At 74.6% G+C, this 19,325-nt stretch carries 20 protein-coding genes and 2 pseudogenes; 12 read left to right on the top strand and 10 right to left on the bottom strand.

What is annotated here, in order from left to right:
* Window positions 1-124: 124 nt before the first annotated feature.
* The 6 genes and pseudogenes from ACSNOG_RS21270 to ACSNOG_RS21245 form a co-directional block, all read left to right on the top strand.
* Window positions 125-483: pseudogene (locus ACSNOG_RS21270) on the top strand (helix-turn-helix domain-containing protein); the annotation flags it as partial.
* Between the two features lie 102 nt (window positions 484-585).
* Window positions 586-1,143, top strand: a complete 558-nt coding sequence (locus ACSNOG_RS21265; protein WP_436754265.1) for a hypothetical protein — start codon at window positions 586-588, stop codon at window positions 1,141-1,143.
* A 107-nt stretch (window positions 1,144-1,250) separates the two neighbouring features.
* Window positions 1,251-1,568, top strand: a complete 318-nt coding sequence (locus ACSNOG_RS21260; protein ID WP_436754264.1) for a trypco2 family protein — start codon at window positions 1,251-1,253, stop codon at window positions 1,566-1,568.
* Window positions 1,565-2,101, top strand: a pseudogene (locus ACSNOG_RS21255) (trypsin-like peptidase domain-containing protein); the annotation flags it as partial. The gene ACSNOG_RS21260 and the pseudogene ACSNOG_RS21255, both read left to right, overlap by 4 nt.
* 1,003 nt (window positions 2,102-3,104) lie before the next feature.
* Window positions 3,105-3,386, top strand: a complete 282-nt coding sequence (locus ACSNOG_RS21250) for a hypothetical protein (RefSeq protein ID WP_436754273.1) — start codon at window positions 3,105-3,107, stop codon at window positions 3,384-3,386.
* Window positions 3,387-3,437: 51 nt separating this feature from the next.
* A complete protein-coding gene (locus ACSNOG_RS21245; RefSeq protein ID WP_436754272.1) occupies window positions 3,438-3,791 on the top strand; it encodes a hypothetical protein in 354 nt (117 codons plus the stop codon).
* A gap of 58 nt (window positions 3,792-3,849) precedes the next feature.
* On the opposite strand, the gene ACSNOG_RS21240 is transcribed toward ACSNOG_RS21245, so the two are convergent.
* Window positions 3,850-4,968 carry a questin oxidase family protein gene (locus tag ACSNOG_RS21240; RefSeq protein WP_436754263.1) on the bottom strand — a complete coding sequence of 373 codons (1,119 nt, stop codon included), beginning with the start codon at window positions 4,966-4,968 and terminating at the stop codon, window positions 3,850-3,852.
* A gap of 58 nt (window positions 4,969-5,026) precedes the next feature.
* On the opposite strand from ACSNOG_RS21240, the gene ACSNOG_RS21235 reads away from it, so the two are divergent.
* The 4 genes from ACSNOG_RS21235 to ACSNOG_RS21220 all read left to right on the top strand — a co-directional run bounded on the left by ACSNOG_RS21235 (window position 5,027) and on the right by ACSNOG_RS21220 (window position 7,787).
* Window positions 5,027-5,518 (top strand): MarR family winged helix-turn-helix transcriptional regulator, encoded by a 492-nt coding sequence (locus ACSNOG_RS21235; protein WP_436754262.1) that lies wholly within the window; start codon window positions 5,027-5,029, stop codon window positions 5,516-5,518.
* A gap of 68 nt (window positions 5,519-5,586) precedes the next feature.
* Window positions 5,587-6,075, top strand: coding sequence for a TIGR04222 domain-containing membrane protein (locus ACSNOG_RS21230; protein WP_436754261.1), 489 nt, complete (start codon window positions 5,587-5,589; stop codon window positions 6,073-6,075).
* Window positions 6,076-6,120: 45 nt separating this feature from the next.
* Window positions 6,121-6,666: a hypothetical protein gene (locus ACSNOG_RS21225; protein WP_436754260.1), complete on the top strand. Its 546-nt coding sequence runs from the start codon at window positions 6,121-6,123 to the stop codon at window positions 6,664-6,666.
* A 158-nt stretch (window positions 6,667-6,824) separates the two neighbouring features.
* A complete protein-coding gene (locus tag ACSNOG_RS21220) occupies window positions 6,825-7,787 on the top strand; it encodes a hypothetical protein (RefSeq protein WP_436754259.1) in 963 nt (320 codons plus the stop codon).
* A 28-nt stretch (window positions 7,788-7,815) separates the two neighbouring features.
* Here ACSNOG_RS21220 and ACSNOG_RS21215 read toward each other — a convergent pair whose 3' ends face one another.
* Window positions 7,816-9,387 (bottom strand): hypothetical protein, encoded by a 1,572-nt coding sequence (locus ACSNOG_RS21215; RefSeq protein ID WP_436754258.1) that lies wholly within the window; start codon window positions 9,385-9,387, stop codon window positions 7,816-7,818.
* A 222-nt stretch (window positions 9,388-9,609) separates the two neighbouring features.
* Between ACSNOG_RS21215 and ACSNOG_RS21210 the strand changes: the two genes are divergently transcribed.
* Window positions 9,610-10,359, top strand: a complete 750-nt coding sequence (locus ACSNOG_RS21210; RefSeq protein ID WP_436754257.1) for a hypothetical protein — start codon at window positions 9,610-9,612, stop codon at window positions 10,357-10,359.
* A gap of 39 nt (window positions 10,360-10,398) precedes the next feature.
* Here the strand turns inward: ACSNOG_RS21210 and ACSNOG_RS21205 are convergent, their stop codons facing one another.
* Window positions 10,399-11,940 (bottom strand): SDR family oxidoreductase, encoded by a 1,542-nt coding sequence (locus ACSNOG_RS21205; protein WP_436754256.1) that lies wholly within the window; start codon window positions 11,938-11,940, stop codon window positions 10,399-10,401.
* Window positions 11,941-12,066: 126 nt separating this feature from the next.
* On the opposite strand from ACSNOG_RS21205, the gene ACSNOG_RS21200 reads away from it, so the two are divergent.
* Window positions 12,067-12,933 carry an ATP-grasp domain-containing protein gene (locus ACSNOG_RS21200; protein ID WP_436754255.1) on the top strand — a complete coding sequence of 289 codons (867 nt, stop codon included), beginning with the start codon at window positions 12,067-12,069 and terminating at the stop codon, window positions 12,931-12,933.
* Between the two features lie 12 nt (window positions 12,934-12,945).
* Here the strand turns inward: ACSNOG_RS21200 and ACSNOG_RS21195 are convergent, their stop codons facing one another.
* From ACSNOG_RS21195 to ACSNOG_RS21165, 7 genes are all read right to left on the bottom strand, one after another.
* The gene (locus ACSNOG_RS21195; RefSeq protein ID WP_436754254.1) at window positions 12,946-14,196 is read right to left on the bottom strand and encodes a DUF1266 domain-containing protein; all 1,251 of its coding nucleotides are present in this window, start codon (window positions 14,194-14,196) and stop codon (window positions 12,946-12,948) included.
* A 78-nt stretch (window positions 14,197-14,274) separates the two neighbouring features.
* Window positions 14,275-15,279, bottom strand: a complete 1,005-nt coding sequence (locus tag ACSNOG_RS21190) for a hypothetical protein (RefSeq protein WP_436754253.1) — start codon at window positions 15,277-15,279, stop codon at window positions 14,275-14,277.
* 151 nt (window positions 15,280-15,430) lie between these two features.
* Complete coding sequence (locus tag ACSNOG_RS21185; protein WP_436754252.1) at window positions 15,431-15,811, bottom strand: hypothetical protein; 381 nt, start codon at window positions 15,809-15,811, stop codon at window positions 15,431-15,433.
* Between the two features lie 113 nt (window positions 15,812-15,924).
* Entirely contained in the window at window positions 15,925-16,356 is a 432-nt protein-coding gene (locus tag ACSNOG_RS21180; RefSeq protein ID WP_436754271.1) for a protein-tyrosine phosphatase family protein, read from the bottom strand.
* A 5-nt stretch (window positions 16,357-16,361) separates the two neighbouring features.
* The gene (locus tag ACSNOG_RS21175) at window positions 16,362-16,742 is read right to left on the bottom strand and encodes a MerR family transcriptional regulator (protein WP_436754251.1); all 381 of its coding nucleotides are present in this window, start codon (window positions 16,740-16,742) and stop codon (window positions 16,362-16,364) included.
* Window positions 16,743-16,887: 145 nt separating this feature from the next.
* Window positions 16,888-17,781 (bottom strand): fumarylacetoacetate (FAA) hydrolase, encoded by an 894-nt coding sequence (locus tag ACSNOG_RS21170; RefSeq protein ID WP_436754250.1) that lies wholly within the window; start codon window positions 17,779-17,781, stop codon window positions 16,888-16,890.
* 73 nt (window positions 17,782-17,854) lie between these two features.
* Complete coding sequence (locus tag ACSNOG_RS21165; RefSeq protein WP_436754249.1) at window positions 17,855-19,159, bottom strand: pyridoxal phosphate-dependent aminotransferase; 1,305 nt, start codon at window positions 19,157-19,159, stop codon at window positions 17,855-17,857.
* Window positions 19,160-19,325 lie beyond the last annotated feature (166 nt).

The raw sequence follows: 19,325 nt of genomic DNA, 5'->3' as shown, positions 1-19,325 counted from the left end.
CGAGTGCGCAGGGGCCCGGCCTCGGGACGACCTGCCAGGACTGCTTCGCCTTCATGCCTGCAAGGCTCGTTGCACCGGAGGGTGAGGTTACGGGCGCGGGCAGGGTCCGAATTGCCCTTCCGGGACCGACCCCGCGCGCACCGCGCTGCGGCTGCGCATCGGGGCCTTCATCGACGGCCACCTCGCCGACCCCGGTCTGTCCCCGCAGGCCATCGCGGCCGCGCACCACATCTCCGTACGCCATCTGCACCGGCTCTTCCAGGACGAAGGCACCACCGTCGGCCGCAGGATCCTGGAGCGCAGGCTGGAGAGCTGCCGCCGCGAACTCGCGCGGCCCGGCGCGGGCGCGCCGGCGGTGACGGGCGTCGCCCACCGCTTCGGGTTCACCAGCGCCTCCCACTTCAGCCGCGCCTTCCGCGCGCCGCCTACGGCGTATCGCCCCGCGCATGGCGCGCCTCGGCCCGGCGCGACCGGACCTCGTGACCGAGCCGGTCGCGCACCGATTGGATCTTGAACTGCTCCGTGGTGTAGAAATCCCCCTCGATCGATCATGATCACGTCATTTTTCACTACGGGGGATCAGTAATGACTCACACGCGACGTCTCGTCAGTGCCTGCGCCGTCGTGGCCGCACTGGGCGTCCTCACCGCCTGCGGCCCCGAGGAGGACACCGCGGCCGGCTCCGGCGGCGCCTCCTCGCAGCCGTCGGCGAAGCCGGGCGCGGACAAGGGCGGTTCCGCGGGCAAGGGCGGCTCCGGCTCCGCGGACAACGGCGGTGGCGACTGCGGGCAGCCGCCCAAGCTCCCGACCGGCCACAAGATGGTCGAGATCGCCTCGCCTCCCTCCAAGGGTTCCATGTCCGCCAAGGACGGCAAGCCGGTCTGCACGCCCAACGACTGGATCTACCACGGCGAGGGCAAGGCGAACTACTACCTGTTCGCCGAGAACGTGAAGGCGGAGCTGGCCACCGGATCCGGCTCCACCAAGACGGTCCCCGTCGGGGAACTGTGGACGCACGCCGGCGACTGCATGACGAACACCTCCGCAGTGAAGTCGCCGTACAGCTGCTCCGGGAACATCTACGACATCACCGTGAACTCCGAGGGCAAGGTGAAGACCATCAAGGAGGTCTGGCACCCCTGATCCCGCCCGGGCGGCACGCACCTTCGCCACCACCCTTGCTTTACTCTGGGTCAGCACGTTTTCGTGACGAACGACAGTACGAGGGGGATGCGTTGGGGTCCGGGGACATGGAGCTCGCCGAGGCGGTGCAGGCCGTGCGTGACGAGCTGATGAGTGCCGCCGCTCAGGGCGCCGGAAGCGACATCGCCTTCAAGGTGGGGCCGATCGCGCTCGAGTTCACGGTCGAGCTGCGCAAGGACGCCCGTGCGCGGGGCGGCATCCGCGCGTTCGTCGTCTCCGGGGAGACCGACGCCGGCATGAGCCGGACGCGCACGCACCGCGTGTCGCTCACCCTCGAACCCGTCCAGGCCAATGGCGAGCCGGTGCTCATCGCCTCCGACGACGAAGGTGACGTGTCCGGTCTCGCCGGTGCCGGCACGCTGTGAGCCGCGCCTTACCCACCGGCCGCCCGGTGGGCCCCGAGCACAACCGCGTGGCCGCCGTGCAGATCGCCGGCAGCAGGGGCAGCGGGTACCTGCTGACCCCGCGGCTGGTCCTCACCGCGGCCCACGTCGTCAAGGACGAGTCCGCGGCACGGGTGACCGTGGTGGGCGGAACGGGCAGCCACGGCGCCCGGGTGGTGTGGCGGGGCGAGGGGGCGTGCGATGCCGCCCTGCTGGCGTCCGGCGAGGACCTCGTCCGGCCGGAGACGGCCGCACGCCTGTCCCCGGTGCGCTGGGCGAGGCTGATGGACGACTCGCCCCTCGGCGGCTGCCAGGCCATGGGCTTCCCCCGCGCCCAGCACGACAGGTCGCGCGGCGTGGACCTCGAGCACATCGAGTGCGCACTGCGCCCCGGGTCGGGCATCGTCCGCAACCGGTACGTCCTGGACGTCAAGGACGCCTCACCGGAGCTGGCGAGCGGCGACTCCCCCTGGGAGGGCATGTCGGGGGCCGCGCTCTTCGCCGACGGGCTGCTGCTGGGAGTGGTGGCGGAGGCGCCCCGCAACTGGCGGCACCGGCGGCTGGAGGCGGTCAAGGGCAGGACCCTGCTCGACGACGCGTCCTTCGTCGGCGTCTTCACCCGCCATGCCGGGGCGGCCCCGTCCGTCACCGAACTCGCGTCGGCGCGGATGAGGAAGCCGCTCGCCCTGGCCGGTGCGCTGCACTCGGCGCCGCGGGACCTGGCGGCGACGGTCCGCTCGCACTGGACGACCGCCCGGCAGCAGTTCTTCGGCCGCACGGACACCCCCTCCGAGCCCTCCGCCGGCCGGCGCGACCTGCTGGCGTGGCTGCAGCAGTTCGACGACCCGTTCACCGACGACGTCGAAGGCCGGCGCGAGCTGATCGACCGTTGGCTGACACCCCCGGACGTGACGCCCGACCTGAAGGTCCTGAGTCTGCTGGGCTGGCTGGACCCGGACGGGGAGGCGGTCTGGAAGGGCGCGCGCGTCACCATGGAGTCGCTGGCCACGGCGTGTCTGGAAGGCCGTCTGGACACCGGCGGCCCGGCGGCGGAGCTCTACCGGGACCTCTGCGCGGGCGGGCTGCTGGACGCACTCGCTTCCTTCACCGAACTGCGCGGCCTGCAGGGGACGCAGGAGGCGTGGGACGACGCCCGGGAGTCCTGGCGGCGGGTGGCCGGGGCGGCCGGCCTGCCGGAGGAGCACCGGGAGTGGGCCGACGGCGGCGCGCGCGGCATGCTGCTGGCGGCGCTCCTGCCCGATCCCCGCATCGGGGAACGGATCCGCACCGGCTTCGGGCGCCTGACGCCACCCGCCGCCGGAAGCGTCGGGTGGTACGACCGGTTGTGCGAGCAGGGCGGCGATCCCGGCTCGCCCATCGGGCAGCTCGTGCGCACCGACTTCGCCACGCTCGCCGCGGCCGAGGCGGAGCGCCTGGAGCAGCGGGCGGCGCGGGAGGCGGAGCGGCGGGCCGGGCTGGAGGCCAAGGCGGAGGAAGCCCGCGCGCAGTGGGCGGCCTATGCCGAACACGAGCGTCAGTGGGCCGCCTACGAGGGCCGCTCGGTGCGCACCGGCCGCGCGGTGGGGTGCGGGCGTCCGCGCCACGCTGTGGCTGGGCGCCTGGGGCGTGGTGTCGGTCCCCGCGGCGTGGCTCGTGTGGGGCTGGACCTGGCCGTCCATGGCCGCGACGATCTCCTGGCACCTTCCCCTGCTGACCCTGGCGGCCTACGCGGCCCGGCTGCCGAAGGCCGTACGGCTCGGTGCGGCCTATTCCCCGCCCCTGCGGCACCCGCGCAAGTAGCTCCCGTCCGGCCTCGCGAGCCTCCGCGGAAGCCTGCTCAAGGCAGGCTGCGTGTTCGGCGCGGTCCTGGTCGCCGGGGTGCTGCTGCACGACGTCGGTCAGGTTCTCACGACCATTCTCTTCGTCTGCCTGTGCGTGGCGGTGTACCGGTACGCCGGCCACGACGAGGGCGAGGCGCCGACGACGCTCCGCGACTGGGACGACGAGCACCGGGCACGGGTGCGCGCCCACGTGACCTTGCGGCGGGAAGCCGAAGCCCACCGTGCGGTCACGCTGCACTTCTCGTCGTCGGCACAAGAGCGGGCCGAGGCCTACAGCGCGCTCGTGCGCGACTTCGCCGACGGCCGCGTCGACGTCGCCGCGTACAGGCGCCGGCTGCGCTCCACCGGCTCCGACGCCGGCTAGGTGCCGGCCGGCGGCATTCGCCGTACGGGCAGGTGCCGCCGGAGGCCCCGGGAATTGCTCAGACCCTCCGGATCGCGCCGCCGTCGTCCAGCCGGGCGATGCGCCGCTGCGCGGCGTGCGCGGCGGCCGGGAAGCGCGGGTCGGGCCGCAGCGCGTACTCGCGCAGGCACGCCTCGGTGAACTTGATGACGTGTTCGTCGCCGTGCTCGGCGGCCCGGGCGCCCAGTTCGTCCGGCGGGGGCACGTCCCCCGCTTCCGAGCGCCAGGCCTGCGTGCCCTCCTCGCGCCGGTCGGTGGTGAAGACCAGCAGGAAGGCGGTGTGGACCTGCCAGAGCCGGGCCAGGGTCGGTTCGTGCAGTTCGTGCGGCAGGTGCGGGAGCACGAGGCGGACGGCGGCCGGGGCGGTGACGCCGTGGACCAGCGGGACCGGGAACACCTCGGGGTGGCCGAGGTAGACGTCGGCGAACTGGAGGGTCATCTCGCTCAGCAGCCGGGGCGCCTGCTCGGCGGCCAGCCGGCCCAGTGACGCCTCGTAGCCGGGCAGCTGGGCGAGGACGTCCAGGCGCCGGCGGGCGGCCCGCGGGCCCATCGGGCCGTCCGGGGCCACGCGGGGCAGCGCCGCGACCGCGGCGGACAGGCTGTGGGAGCCGCCGAGGTGCGGGCGGCCGGGGAGTTCGGCGTAGCGGGCGGCCCAGTAGGCCAGGCCGCGGGCCAGCTCGTCGAGTTGGAGGGACGTCGGTTCGCCGGCGGCCGCGTACAGGCCGCGTACGGCGTGGGCGGTGCGGATGAGGCCGTGGGTGAGCCCGGCGAACAGGCCCGGGATCAGGCGCGGCCACCAGCGGACGAGGACCTCGTGCCAGGGGGCGTCGGCGAGTTCGCGGGCGAAGAGCCGCTCCCAGTCCCCGGCCCGGTCGAAGGCTCCGAGGGCGGGACGCCACGAGGCCTCGTCCGCGGGGTCGAGGGCGAAGCGGGCGGCGGGGGGTTCGTGGTGGTCCATCGCCTTCCGGTAGCGCTCCACCCAGCGGGCGACCTCGTCCTCGTGCCCGAGCAGGGCGAGCGCCTCGGCGCCCATGGGGCCGTGGTTGGCGAGGTCCACGCCCTGCCCGCGCTCGTACCCGAGGTCGTCCAACCGTTCCAGAGCATCGTTGAGCGCATCGCTGTAGCTGATCGACGTCATGGCGCGACCCTTCGACTATCCAAATAGTTTGGAGATCCAAAGCGTATACACTCGTAGTATGCAGCACTCCCCAGAGGCCGGGAAGGCCCCACGGAAACCGACACCGGCCGAGCTCGAAGTCGTCGGCCTTGTACCGCTGTTGGAGCCGTTCTACCGGGGTGCGGTGGTACGGGGCCTGATGCCGGAGCCGCTGCGCGACGCGATGGACACCCATGGACTGACCCCCCGTCATGGCGCGGTGCTGCCCCAGCTGCTGGCCGGGCAGCCCCTGACGGTCGGTGAGATCGCCCGCAGGCTGCAGGTGTCGCTGCCCACCGCCAGCGACCTGGTCGGCGGTCTGAGCCGCGCGGGCATCGTGGAGCGGACCGAGGACCCGGCGAACCGCCGCCGCGTCCTGGTGTCCCTGGCCGAGGAGTACCGCCCGCCCCTGGAAACCTTCATCGTCCGGCGCACCGAGCCGCTGCTGCGCGCCCTGGAGGGGCTGTCACCCGACGAGAGGGCGGGTTTCCTGGCCGGGCTGACCGCCTGGGTCCGCGAGGTGCAGAGGTAGGCTCCGTCGCCGCGGGACGCCGCGGGCGGAACGCGTTCCGCTCCTCATCAAAGGAAGACGAAGCCACCATGCCCTTCGGGTACTTCATCCTCATACCCGGCTACGCCCTCGCCGTCCTGGGCGCGGCCTACGGCTTGCTGATGCAAGCCCGCGCCCGCCGGGCCCGGCGGGCACCCGCCCCCGGCCCGGAGCTCCCGCCCGTGACCACCGAGACGTGGTGGGGAAGACAGCCGGCCGCCGGCGGCGCTCCGCGTGACGTGCTCGAGATCGCCTGGCTCCAGGGAGGCGCCGCGCGGACCGCCGACACCGCGCTGCTGACCATGCAGCAGGACGGGCTGCTGCACATCGACCGGCAAGGGCACCTCTTCCTCGCCCCCGGGGCCCGGCCGCGCACCCCCGTCGAGCGGGCGATCACCACCGAGTGCGCGGAGGCCGGGCGCAGCGGGGCACCGGTGGCCCTGCGCGACCTGCGCAAGCGGCTGATCGGCCATCAGGAGACCGTGGCGATCGGCGCCTCGCTCACCGAGCGCGGCCTGGCCTACGGTCCCGAGGACTGACGGCGGCTCCGCGTCGGGCACCTGCTGCTACGCCTGTGCGCCAAGGTGTATCCGTGGCTGGCGGCCCTGGCGATCGTCATGCTGGTGTTCTCCTTCGACACGTCCGTGTCCGAAGCCGGGTTCTCCGCGCACCGTCACGGCATGACCGTCGCCTTCCTGCTGGCCCTCGCCGGCTTCGCGTGCCGGGCGGTCAGCGACAACGTGCTGCCCGGCCCGGCGCCCGCCACGGCTGACGGCCGGCACATGGTGCGAGATGCCCAGCGCGTCCACAAGGCCCGGCGCCCCCGCTCGCCGTACCCGACCGCTGTGACGGCGTCGGCGGCCGCGGCGGGCGGTGGGGTGGCCTTGGCCCTCGCGCTCGACGGCGCCGGCGCGCTGCACGACGCGCCCCTCTGCGACCTGCTCACCCAGTGCGGCGTCGGCTCGGACCCCACGGACTCCACGTCGTGGATGTCCGACGTCATCGGCGCGCTCGACAGCGGCTCGGGACCGGGGCGGTGGCGGCTCGGACTCCGGCAGTTCGGACTCGGGCGGCTCCGGCGACTCCGGGGGCAGCAGCAGCGACAGCGGATCGAGCTCCGACAGCAGTAGCGGCGGCGGGTTCTGACGCGGGCTCCGGGCACCGCCGCGGGCCCGGGGAAGCCGGGTGCCGCGTACCGGGCCTCGGGTTCCGGGTGCCGGGCGCTCGGATGTCAGACCCTTCCGGCATGATCGTGGGCCTGCCCGGAGTTCCACGAAAGAGGTACGTCTTGCCCGCATCCGCCGAGTCCCTGATAGCCGAGGTGCCCGCCTTCGCGGCCCACGCCCGTACGGCGACGCTGCTGAGGCCGTCCGAGGGCGCTCCCGGCGTCCGGGACAGCTCCGTCGGCGGGCCCCTGCTCTGGCCCGAGGACGAGCCGTGGCCCCTGTGCCGGGCACCGCACGCGGTGCAGGTGCGCGAGAAGCTGACGGACGACGAGCGCGAGACCTGGCAGCGGATCGACCGGGCCATGAAGGAGCGGCGGCGCCCCGGCCGGGCGTACGAGGTCACCGAGGAGGAGGCCCGGGTCCAGCAGCAGATCATGGCGGGCGCCTCGGCGCTCGACATGATCACGTGGGAACGGATGCGCTGGGTGCAGGACTCCTCCGGCCCGGGCGTGCCGATGGTGCCCGTCCTGCAGTTGTACGCGCGGGACGCTCCCGCGGCCGCCCCCTGGCCGGACGGTGCGGACGTCCTGCAGATGCTGTGGTGCCCGACCGAGCACAGCGACCCTCCGGGCCAGCCGCGCTACTGGGGACCCATGGTCACCCTGCGGTACCGCTCGTCGTCCCCGGTGGGGACCGTGCTCGACCCGCCGCGTCCGGACCGGGCCGACGACTGCTACCTTCCCCGGCCCTGCGTCCTCGACCCGGTGGAGGTCACCGACCTTCCCGACCAGGACGAGCTCCCCGAAGACCTCCACGCCGAGGGCGACCGCTGGGCGGAGGCCCACGGCGTGGAGTACCACCGTGAGCTGGCCTGCCGCCCGGGCTGGAAGGCCGGCGGCTGGCCCAGCTGGCACCTCACCGACCTCATGTCCATCGACTGCTCCTGCGGCGCCCGCATGCGGCTGTTCCTGACCGTGGACAGCAGCCACGACGGCCCGGACGTCAGCGTGGGGCGCCACGGCGAGCTCCGCGTCTTCACCTGCCCGGCGGATCCGGCCCACCCCATCAGGCTGAACATCCAGTAGCGGACCCGGGCTCCAGGGGGGCAGGCGCTCAGAGCCCGTCCGTGGCTTCCTGCCGTCCGAGCACGAGGATCCGTCCTTCGGCCGTGCCGATGAACACGTCCCCGCCCGGTGCGGCGCTCAGGCTCCTGGGCGTGAGGGCGTGTCCGCCCACGGCGGTCGGCCGGCGGCGTGTCACCGCGCCGTCGGCCGGCCGCACGGTCAGCAGCTCCTTCGCGCCGGTCACCGCGAGGAGGAGCCCGCCGACGGCGTCCACCGCCGTGACCTCCGCGTCCATGCGGTGCGCCCACACCACCTCGCCGCCGGGAAACGCGCGGCGGAGCAGGAACGGTCCTCGGGCGGTAGCGGCGACGTGGACGAGCCCGGGTCCCAGGCCGTCCCTGACGTACACCCCGGGCCCGCCGCCCACCGGGCCGTCCGGGCACTCCTCCCACCGCAGCGGGAACAAGCGCTCGACGCCCCTCGGCGAGGCCTCGACCACCCACTTCTCCGGGCGCGGCCCGTCGTCGTCGGTGCCCTGCAGGAAGAGCAGGTGCGGGCAGCGGCGGATGCCGAACGCGAACGACGCGTCGCACTCCCCCAGCGCCACCGTGGCCAGCCGGCGCCCCGTGGGCGTGAACACGGGTGTTTCGGAGGGTGGCCACCTGGCCGGCGGGAACAGGTCGCGCGAGTCCCGGGCCGCCCACGCGCCGTCGGCCCGCGCGGCGAGCCGGGCCGGGAAGTCGAGACGGTGCTCGGCGAGGACCGCGCCGTCCGCGAGGTCGACCCGCCGCAGAAGCGTCTTCCGGTCGTCGCTGGTGCCGGCGATCACGGTGACCCACGCCGTGCGGTCGTCCGGCGCCACGTACACCTGGCAGCCGGAACGCTGGAAGGCGTCCTCGGGCCCGGGCACGGCCCACAGCAAGGAGCCCTCGGAGGACCAGCACTCCAGCAGGCTGCTGTTGAGCGGGCAGCAGAGCACCCGGCCGTCGCGCAGCGCCTCCACGGCCATGACGTCGGTGCGGGGCGTCCACGTCCGCCCCGCCTCGGCGGCCAGGGCGACGAGGCGTTCGCCGGGCCGGTATCCGGGCGGCAGCGGCGGGCCCCAGTCCATCTCCTCGCGCGCCACCTCCTGCCGCGCCCCGAGGTCGATCTCTCCGTCCTCGGCGCCCAGCCACGCGTCGCGCTCGACGACGCACTGCGCGAGGGCGTCCTCGCCGTCCCGCTCGTAGCGGAGGTCGGGTACGGAGAAGGTCACCCGGAGCCTGCGCTCGTCGAGCCAGCGCAGCGCCGCCACGCCCACCCCCGTGACGGGGAAGGAGGCGCGGCGCCGGGATTGCGGCTCGTAGAGGAACAAGCCGCCCACGCGGTCGTGGTCCTCGCCCCGCTCGGTGGCGACGGCGAGCAGCGGGAGGACCGGGTGGAAGGCGAAGGCCTCCACCGGGTGGCCGACCTCCACGAGGTCGGCCAGCGAGAGGTCGCTCGTGCGGTAGACCGCCACCCGCGGCCCGCCGCCCGGCCCCGTCCCGGAGGCCGGGGTGACCAGCCAGGCCCCGTCGGGGCTCACCGCACTCCAGTACGGCCGGCCGGCTTCGAGGAAGGGTTGGTCAGGTATCGCGCGCATCCCCGCATTCTCGGTGACGCCCGGCCGGTCCGGTGCAACCGGGCCGTTCCGGACGGCCGTGAGCGGGAACGAGCCACCCCGGACGGACTCCGCTCCTCCTCCACGAAGGGGCCGGGATCCTTGAACGGTTCCGGTCACCGGACTGACCGCAGGAACGGGGGGGGCCGCATGTTCGGGTGGGGGAAGCCGCCGGATGACGAGCTGAGGAAGCTCGGAGAGGCCATGGCCTCCTTGCAGCGCGATATGGACCACGCGCTCCGGGATGGGTTTCAGGAGCTGCGCGGGCAGAACGACGGGCTGCGTCACGAGCTCGGCGGCGGCCTGGGCGGCAGGCTGGGCGAGCTGCACGAAGAGCTGCGCGATCTGCGGCGCGCGCTGACCGAGGTGCGCGAGGACGTCGCGGAGACGCGCCGGGAGAACGAAGCGCTGCGGCACGAACTGCGGGCCGCCTGCCGGGAGCGCGCCGAAGGGCCCTCCGAGCGGCGCGAGGCCGTACGGGCGCCGGAGCCCCTGCCCGTTCCTCCCTCCGACGAGGGTGCGGGCGCGGGCGCGGAGGCCGGTGAGAGGACGCTGGAGGCGCGGCTGGAGAGTGCCGCGGGCATCGGCGCCGCGGAGCTGGTGTGTCACCGCGACACCTGGGCGTACATCGTGGAGCAGGCCGCGCGGAACGCCCACTTCAGGGTGCCCGGCGAGGTCACCGCCGGGGAGGACGGCCAGGCGAGCGTCATCGTGTCCGGCCGCAGTCTGATGGCGATCCTCACCGCGTTGCACGCCGTCAGGCAGCAGGGTCCCGGCGGCGATCCCGGCGACTGCGCCCTGGCCACGAAGTTCTACGAGCGCATTGCCGAGGTCGTGGACACCGTCGGTCCGGACGCCCGCCGAAGCCCGGAATCGGGAGCGGGGGCGAGGGCCGGTGAGGCGGCGCGGGAGCGGACGGTCATCGTCATCGACGACCGCCCCGGTCAGCCGTGACCGGCACGCCCGCCGGCCCCTGGCCGGTCCCCGGCCTCCTCACTCCAGCCCGGGGCGGGCCGCCTCCTCCAGGGCGCGCCGCGTGATGTTGCGCGCCATCCCTCCGAAGACGACCGCGTGGAAGGGGGCCACGCTCCACCAGTAGGCGTGTCCGGCCAGCCCGTGGGGCCGGAAGAGGGCCCGCTGCCGGTACGTGGAGCGCGACGGCCCGTCGGGGGTGACGCAGAGCTCCAGCCAGGCGCGGCCGGGCAGCCGCATCTCCGCGCGCAGCCGCAGGACGTGGCCGCGGTCGATCTCCTCCACGCGCCAGAAGTCCAGCGAGTCACCGAGGCGCAGCGCGTGCGGGTCGCGCCGGCCGCGGCGCAGGCCCACTCCGCCGACCAGCCGGTCGAGCAGGCCGCGCAGGGACCAGGCCAGGGGGAAGGAGTACCAGCCGTTCTCGCCGCCGATGCCCTCCACCACGCGCCACAGCTCGCGGGCCGGGGCCTCGATGTGCGCCTCGCGGCGGTCCTCGTAGAGCGTGCCGCCCGACCACTCCGGGTCCGAGGGCAGCGGGTCGCTGGGGGCGCCGGGCGAGGAGGCGGAGGACCAGTGCGTGGCCACGTCCGTGTCGCGCACCCGTGCGAGGGCGAGGCGGACTGCTTCGTTGAAGCCGATCGCCCCCTCGGGCGGGGCCGGGGCGTAGCGGGCGAAGTCGTTCTCGCGGCAGACGACCTCGTGGCGCAGCGACTCCACCAGTGGTCGGGCGATCGAGGCGGGCACCGGGGTGACGAGGCCGACCCAGAGGCTGGACAGACGGGGGGTCAGGGCGGGTACGGGCAGGATGAGGCGGCGCGGCAGGCGGGCCACGGCGGCGTAGCGCATCATCATCTGCCGGTAGGTCAGCACGTCCGGGCCGCCGATGTCGAAGCCGCGGTTGACGTCCGGCGGGAGCCGGGCGGCGGCGAGGAGGCAGCGCAGGACGTCCCGGACGGCGATGGGCTGGATGCGGGTGGCCACCCAGCTGGGGGTGACCATCACGGGCAGCCGTTCGGTGAGGTAGCGCAGCATCTCGAAGGAGGCGGAGCCGGAGCCGATGATGACGGCGGCCCGCAGCTGGGCCGTGGGCACGCCGCTGTTCCGCAGGATCCGTCCTACTTCGGCGCGGGAGCGCAGGTGGGGCGAGAGTTCGCGTTCGGCCACCTGGCGCGGGGCGAGCCCGCCGAGGTAGACGATCCGGCCCACGCCGGCCGTCTTCGCCGCGCGGCCGACCGCGAGGGCCGCCCGGCGGTCGGTCTCCTCGAAGTCCGTCCCGGTGCCGAGCGCGTGCACCAGGTAGTAGAGGACGTCGACGCCCTCGCAGGGGCCGGCGAGGGTGTCGGGGCGGGTGACGTCGCCCCGTACGGCCTCGATGCGGTCGGCCCAGGGCTGGTCGCGCAGCCGCCGGGGGTCGCGCACCAGGCAGCGCACCCGGTATCCGGCCCGGAGCAGCTCCGGGACCAGGCGGCCCCCGATGTAGCCCGTGGCTCCCGCGACCAGCACCAGCGGCGGCGGCCCGGGGCTGCCGCCGGGCCGGGCGGTCCCCTCCGGCGTCGTCTCCATACCCTCACGCTCTCCCGGGACGGCCCTGCCGCGCAGGCGAAGCTGGGCCTTCCGGGTGTCCGCGGGGGCTCGGGCGCCGGGAACGGGGTTGCCGCCGGCGGGGGCACCGCGGCTAGGGTGCCGCGCATGGCCCCCTTGATCGTTTTCTGTGGTGACCCGCTCGGCCCCCGGCGGACGGACCCGCACTTCGCCGGCGAGGCCCGCGCCGCCCGCGCGCTCGGGCTGCGGACCGCACTGCTGGATCACGACGCGCTGCTCGCCGGCGACGTCTCCGGCGCGGTCCGCGGCGTGCCGCACGGGGCCGGGACCGCCTGGTACCGGGGCTGGATGGTGCCGTCCGGGCGGTACGCGGAGCTCGCCGGCGCGCTCGCCGACCGCGGGGTCACGCTGCTGACCTCGCCGGACGCCTACCGGCGTGCGCACGAGCTGCCGGGCTGGTACGCCACGCTCGCCCCCGCCACCCCGCAGAGCGTCTGGCTGCCCGCCCGGCCGGGCCACGCCCCGGGCGCCCACGAGCTCGCCGCCCTCACGGCGCCCCTCGGCGGCGGGCCCGCGATCGTCAAGGACTACGTCAAGTCCCGCAAGCACGAGTGGCACGAGGCGTGTTACGTGCCGGAGCTCGCCGATACGGAGCGGCTGGCCGCCGTGGTGGCCCGCTTCGTCGCGCTCCAGGAGGACTTCCTCGCCGGCGGCGTGGTGGTACGGGCCTTCGAGCGCTTCACGGAGGCCGGGGAGGCCCGCGTGTGGTGGGTGGACGGGCGCCCTGTCCTGGTCACGGCCCACCCGGACCGCCCCGCCCTGCGGCCCGAGCCGGTACTCGACACGGTGTCACCGCTGGTCGCGGCCCTGGGCTGCCGATTCGTCACCACCGACCTCGCCCTGCGCCAGGACGGGGTGTGGCGGGTGGTGGAGGCCGGGGACGGGCAGGTCAGCGATCTGCCGCGGGGCGTCGCTCCGGCGCTGCTGCTGGAGGCCCTGGCCGGGGTGCGGTAGCAGGCGGCTGCCTCAGCCCTTGAACGGCACCGTCCGCCAGGGGCTTTCCGGGTCGGTGACCAGGGCCCGGTGGGCGTCGAGGACCGTCGTGTACCAGGGGCCGAACTCCTCGTCGTCGAAGTGCAGGCACCTACCCAGGACGTAGCCGGCCGAGAACTCCTCCCACGAGTCGTAGGCGGTCTGCGCCGCCCGGGACGCGCGCTCGATCGCCGTGTGCGTCTCGGCCTCGGTGGCGTAGCGCGCGCCCAGGCCCCAGCGGGCCATCTTGGAGCCGCGGCCGATGTCCCAGGCGGCGATCGTGCGCACGAAGCCGTCCGGAGGCAGGAGCCCGTCGGCGCGGAAGCGGGCCTCGTAGCGCAGGACCTCGCCCACCAGGGCGCGCAGGTGCGCCACGAAACCGGCGAAGTCGGCGTCGTCCGTGGTGCTCCCGCCCTCCTGGGCGCGGGCGCGCAGCGTCGACTCCACGGTGTCGCGCCACTCTCCCGGATCGACGCGGCCGCCCCGGGCGTGGACCAGCGCGGAGCGCGCTCCCAGGACGAAGTCCCAGTACCAGGGGCTCACTTCCTCGCCGAGGAGCCGCTCCTGGATCGAGAGCCAGTCCTCGCGGCCATGCACGCCCCAGCTGTCGGCGATCCGCTCGACCTCGCCGCGGTAGCCCATGCCGTGCCAGTGCGGGGTGTTCCAGGCGTCGCCGTTGGTGAAGCACAGGTGGGCGCCGCAGGCCAGGCCGTGCAGCAGCGGTCCGGGGGCGGGGGCTCCGGTGCGCCGGGTCACCACGCGGTCCATCAGCGCGTCCGGCGAGAACAGCTCGTGGTGCAGGTCCAGCCACACGTCCCGCTCCTCGTCGCTGATCAGGAAGTACTGTTCGCAGGGCGTGGCCGCGTTGACGGCGAGGACGTCCACGCCGTCGGGGACGATCTGCGCGAGCGCGCCGAGGGTGGCGTACTCGTAGACGAGGAACGGGTGCGGGCGCGGCAGCAGTCCGGAGGTGTAGACCTGTGCCGCGGTGTGCCCGTCGGGGGTCTCGATGGTCAGCATGGGGTGCTCGTCGTCGCCCGCGGCCCGGGCGTGGTCGAGGCGCACCGGGTAGTACACGCCCTCGATGGCGAGTGTGCGGAGGTACGCGTAGGCGTTGTCGGCCCGGCTCACCTTGTACAGGTACTGCTCCAGATCGGTGGGCGCCTGCCAGCGGGAGCCGTCCTGCGGTGCGGGCACGAGCGGGAAGAACTCGTCGTGCGCCTCGTCGTGGGCTGCCGCGTGCATGGGACTCCTCGTCGTTCCGTTCCGGTCCGGGCCCGGTGTCGGCCTCAAGATCGCCCGAGTACGGTAACGGCGGCCCCTTCACGGCCCGGACCCGGGGGCCGCCGCTGCCGCGGACCGGTGCCCCGCCGCGTCATGTCCCCGCCGTCGGGCGGTGTTCACGAGCGTCCGCACCATGGCGGCGCCCGCGGTGACGGCGGCGAGGTGGAGCAGTACCGCGACGACGGGCTCCTCCGGCGGGGTCACACCGGCCGGGTGGGCGAACGCCACGAACAGGGTGACGGGCAGCTTCCAGCCGCTCCACGCGAACAGCGAGCCCGAGCCGAGCCAGCCGAGGGCCAACGGGAGCGACCGGGGCAGCCGGGCGGGACGCTCGCGGGTGAGGGTCCACAGGGCCGCGGCGCCCGCCAGGGCCCACAGGGCGCCCAAGCCGGTCAGCAGGTGTCCGTCCGTGGTGCGTTCGGACGGGTGGGCGACGCCGAGGGTGCCGCCGGCCGCCCAGTACAGCCAGACCAGGCCGACAGCGGCCGCGACCCAGGGCGCGGCGACGGCCGCCCCCCGTGCCCCGGCCTCGTTGCGGACCCCGGCGCCGTCGCCGATCCGCCCGGTGAACGCCTCCGGCCAGCGGCGCCGCAGATAGGCGGGCAGCGCGACGGCCAGGCCCAGTCCCATTCCGACGAAGCTGCACTGGACCAGCACCGCTTCCCAGCCCGGCATGGAAGGGTCGTCTCCCCCGCCGTCCGGCGCGTCGGCGGCCGGAGAACCCAGCAGCGCGCTCAGCACGGAGTACGGCAGGACGGACACGAGGAAGCCCGAACCGGCCCAGGCGACGAACGCGACCAGCCATCCTGGAATGCGCATGCCCCACGGGCGCACGAGCGCGAGGGCCAGCGCGATCCCGATCGCCGCCATGCCGACGGTCACCGTGTTGAGGAGCACCCACCCGGGCAGGTTGAAGCCCTCCCCGATCGGCAGCACGCCCAAAAGCGAACCGGCCACCCACGAGACCTTGATGAGCAAATACGGTGCCAGCGCCAGCGCCGCCCCGTAGGCCGCGCACCGCCCGGCCCGGTCCCAGCGTTCCACCCGGACGTCCCTCCTCTTTCGACAGGAGTTCCAGCCTCGGGCCCGGGCCGGCCCGGTCACGTCCGCCGCCGGGAGCATCCGCCTCCGCCGCGGGGCGGAGCCCGGCCTCCCCCTCCGGGCGGGCCCCGGGCCGGGGGATGAACCGACCCGGTCAGGTCGTGTACCGGCCGACCAACTGCATCATGGCCACCAGGAACACCAGGATCCCGATCCCGTAGCCGCCCACGCGGGCGCCGCCCCGGGGGAGGAAGGTGCCGATCACCGACCCCAGCGTCACGACCGGCACGGCGGCCCAGACGAGGGCGAACTCGCCGCCGAAGCGCATCGGGCCGCGCACGCCGTCCTGGCAGGAGTCGCAGGCGATGGCGAGCAGCGGACCCAGGATCCCGGCGACGACGCCGGTGACGAGGACGGCCGCCGCGACGACGGCCGACCAGAGCCACTGCCCGGCAGTGCGCCGCGAGGGGACGGCGGGGCGGACCGGGGCGTCGGCCGGGGCGGGGGCGTCGGACGTGGTGCTGGTGTTCTCCATGTGACGGACCCTACGAACCGCGCCCGCCGGCGGGCATCCGCCGCCGTACTCAGATCGCCCGGCCCGGTGACCTGGGTACGTGCTGCCGCCGGACCGTACGAGCCGTCAGGACCTCAGGCCGCGAACCGGCGCACGTAGCGCTTCTGCCAGGGGGTTTCGACGGCGTGCCGGTCGTAGTGACGGCGCACGAAATCCACGGCGCGGGCGGCGGGGACCCCGTCCAGGACGGCGATGCAGGCGAGGGCCGTGCCGGTCCTGCCCCGGCCGCCGCCGCAGGCGATCTCGACGCGCTCGGCCGCCGATCGCGTCCACGCCTCGTGGAAGGCAGCCCGGGCATCCGCGGCGCTGCGGGGCAGCCGGAAGTCCGGCCAGGGCAGCCACCGGGCCTCCCAGGGGACCTCGGGCGGTGGCTTGCCGAGCAGGTACACGGCGAAGGAGGGCGCCGGGCCGCCGGGCAGGGGCCGGCGCAGCCCACGCCCCCTGACCAGGCGTCCGGAGGGCAGGCGCAGAACGCCCGGATCCCCCTCCGTCCACGTCGCGGTCACGGGCGTCACGCCACGGCTTCCGGCCGGCGGGTGGTGCGTACCGTGTCGAGGTAGGCGGACACGGCGTCCCTGTTGCGGATGAGGCATTCGATGCGCTCGGTCATGCGGTCGCGTTCGAGCTCCAGGGTGGACAGCATCTCCGGCGTCGCGTCGGGGAAGTGGATGACGCGTGGCCGGTCGAGGCACGGGAGGATCTGCTTGATGATGCGGGTGGGCAGCCCGGCGTCGAGCAGACCCCTGATCTGCAGGACGCGGTCCACGAGGCGCTCGTCGTAGTGGCGGTAGCCGTTCGGGGAGCGCTGGGAGACGATCAGCCCCTGCTCCTCGTAGTAACGCAGCAGCCGACGCGACGTGCCCGTGCGCTCCGACAGCTCCCCGATCCGCATGATCCGCCCTCGCAGTCCGCCGAGTTGACCCCTGACACCCGTGTGACGGTTCGAGCATACACACCGGGTCGCGCACCGGGAGGCCCCTCTCGCACGGCTGCCCCCGAGGGGCCGTTCTCCCCCGGGGGTGACGCGTCCGTGCCGGTCAGCCGAAGCTGACGGTGTTCGCCAGGACGACGCCGTGGCTCTTGACGTCGATGGTGATGCGGTCGCCGTCGGCGATGCGGAAGCCGTCGTGGAAGCTGGCCTCGTCGGCGCCGAGGAGGACGTAGTTCACCAGGCCGGGGCGGCGGACGGCCGGGTAGCCGAACAGGTGGTCCGTCATGTCCTTGACCTTGAAGTACAGGGAGTCCTCACCGCAGTCGAAGTTCCCTTCCCACGCCGCCACTCCGTCCCGCTCGATGGTGACCCGGCCGGTCACCGACCGGGGCGGCTCGCCGAGGAAGAGCCAGGGGGCCATGGAGGTGTCGCAGAGCTTGCAGTACGGGTTCCAGCCCGGGTTGCGGCGGTGCAGGCCGATGTCGCACAGGTCGTTGCCGAAGGTGTAGCCGGCGTAGTGCGGGGTGCCGTCGGCGTCGTTGACGTAGACGAGGGCGACCTCGGGCTCCTCGATCAGGGCGACCGCGGAGGCGGGGACGGTCAGGGGCTCGCCGGGCATGCGCAGCCAGGAACCGAAACCCTTGAAGAACCAGTTGGGTGCGATGAACTCCTCGCCCTCGGCCGGCTCGGTGTCGAACTTGGACTTGTGCGTACGCATGAAGCCGCTGAGCAGCGCGTTGTTGGTGCTGGTGGGCAGCAGGGGCGGCAGGAAGCGCAACTGCGGGTCCCCGGCGGGCACCGTGATCCACTCGGCGCCGCCGGTGAGGGCGGCGACGAGTTCCCCGGGGCCGCTCGTGGCGATGACGGCATCCCGGACCTGGCCCTCGGTAACCCGGTGGAGGGTCAGGGGCTCGCCGGGAACCGGCTGGGCGAAGCCGGCGTAGCGCTCGCCCTGGTACTCGCACTCGAAGAGGATCGGCGTGGAGGCGGTGGAGGTCATGGTGGTCTCCTGTGACGTCTTAGGGGGTGGGTGCCCGGTGGCTACGGGGTGTGGTGTGCCGGTTCGGGGCCGGTCAGGCGTGCAGGGCGTCGTGGGGGCGGGCCGCGGGCGCTCCCGTGAGGCCGGCCAGGACCTCCTCGACGCGGTCGAGCGAGGCGCGGATCCAGGGGAGGCCGACCGGGTCGGCGGCGCCGAGGGCCGCGGTGCGCTGCTCGTCGGTGTCGCCGTAGAGCCGGCTGGTGGCCGCGCGCAGGCGCAGGCTCCGCGGTTCCTCCCCGAAGGCCTCGCCCGGCAGGACGCCCACGCCGTAGCGGGTGAGGAGGAGCCCGGCGAGGTCCGCGCCGGTGTGCACCCCGTGGGCCTCGGCGAGGTGCTCCCGCAGGGGTGCGAAGTCGGGGTACAGGTAGCAGGTGGCGCGCACGGGGGCCAGTTCGGCGCCGGCCGCGGCGAAGCGGGCGGCCACCTCCCGTGCCACGGCGGCGTGCAGGCGGCGGCTCGCGGCGACGTGCTCGACGATTCCGGGGGTCTCGCCGAAGGCGTAGGCCGCCGCCGCCTGGACGGGGGCCGCGGCGCTGGACCAGATCTGGCTGGCGATGCCGGTCAGCCGGGTGTGCAGCGTGTGCCCGACGGCGCTGTCGGGCAGGCGGGCGACGCCGATCCGCCAGCCGCCGGCCGCCAGGTTCTTGGTGAGCCCGGTGGTGACCACGGTGCGCTCGGGGGCGAACACGGCCGGGGAGACGGCGGGCGTGGCCGCGTCGAAGACGAGGTCGCAGTAGATCTCGTCCGAGATGACGGTCAGGTCGAGGTCCCGGGCAGCCTCTGCGAGGCGCCGTACGGTGCCGGGCGAGGCGACGGTGCCCGTGGGGTTGTCGGGCACGGTCACGACGACGGCCCGCGGGTCGCGCCCGGCGGCCCGGGCCTCGGCGACCGCCTCCCGGAGCCGGTCCGGGTCGGGCACGCCTCCCTGGCCCGGCAGGACGGGGACGGGCACGGGGCGGGCGCCGGCGAGCCGGGCCTGCGCCGCGTAGCTGACCCAGCTCGGCACGGGGACGACCACGTCGCCGCCGACGGCCAGCAGGAGGGCGAAGAGCAGGGGTTTGCTCCCCGGCCCGGCCACGACGAGGCCGGGGTCGGTGGCCAGGCCTCGCCGCTCCCAGTAGCCGGCGGCGGCGGTGCGCAACTCCGGGCTGCCGGCCACGGGCCCGTAGGCGTTGCGGCCGGCGGCCGCGGCGAGCCTGGCCTTCAGGACGGGGTGGACGGGCAGGCCGATCTCTCCGCTCGTCATGGGGAGTACGGGCAGGCCTGCCAGGCGTCTGCGGGCGAGGGATTCGTCGGCGGCCAGCGTCGCCGACATCGTCACCGGTGCGGTTGGGGGCATGGGAGGGCTCCAGCAGTGGGGTTGCGGCAGGGAAGTTGCGGCCATCTGTGGCACGAAGGCTGCGGTACGGGGGTGTGGGACGTGAGGCGCCCGGCACGGGTCCCGCAGGGTCTTGCGCCCGGTGGGCCGTGGCGCCGGCCGGCCGCCGCCGCGGGAGGGGGCGGCG

Origin of the sequence: Streptomyces sp. URMC 124, from assembly GCF_051386455.1 — a bacterium.
Lineage (GTDB): Bacteria > Actinomycetota > Actinomycetes > Streptomycetales > Streptomycetaceae > Streptomyces.
This window is presented reverse-complemented; position numbering and strand designations above follow the sequence as displayed.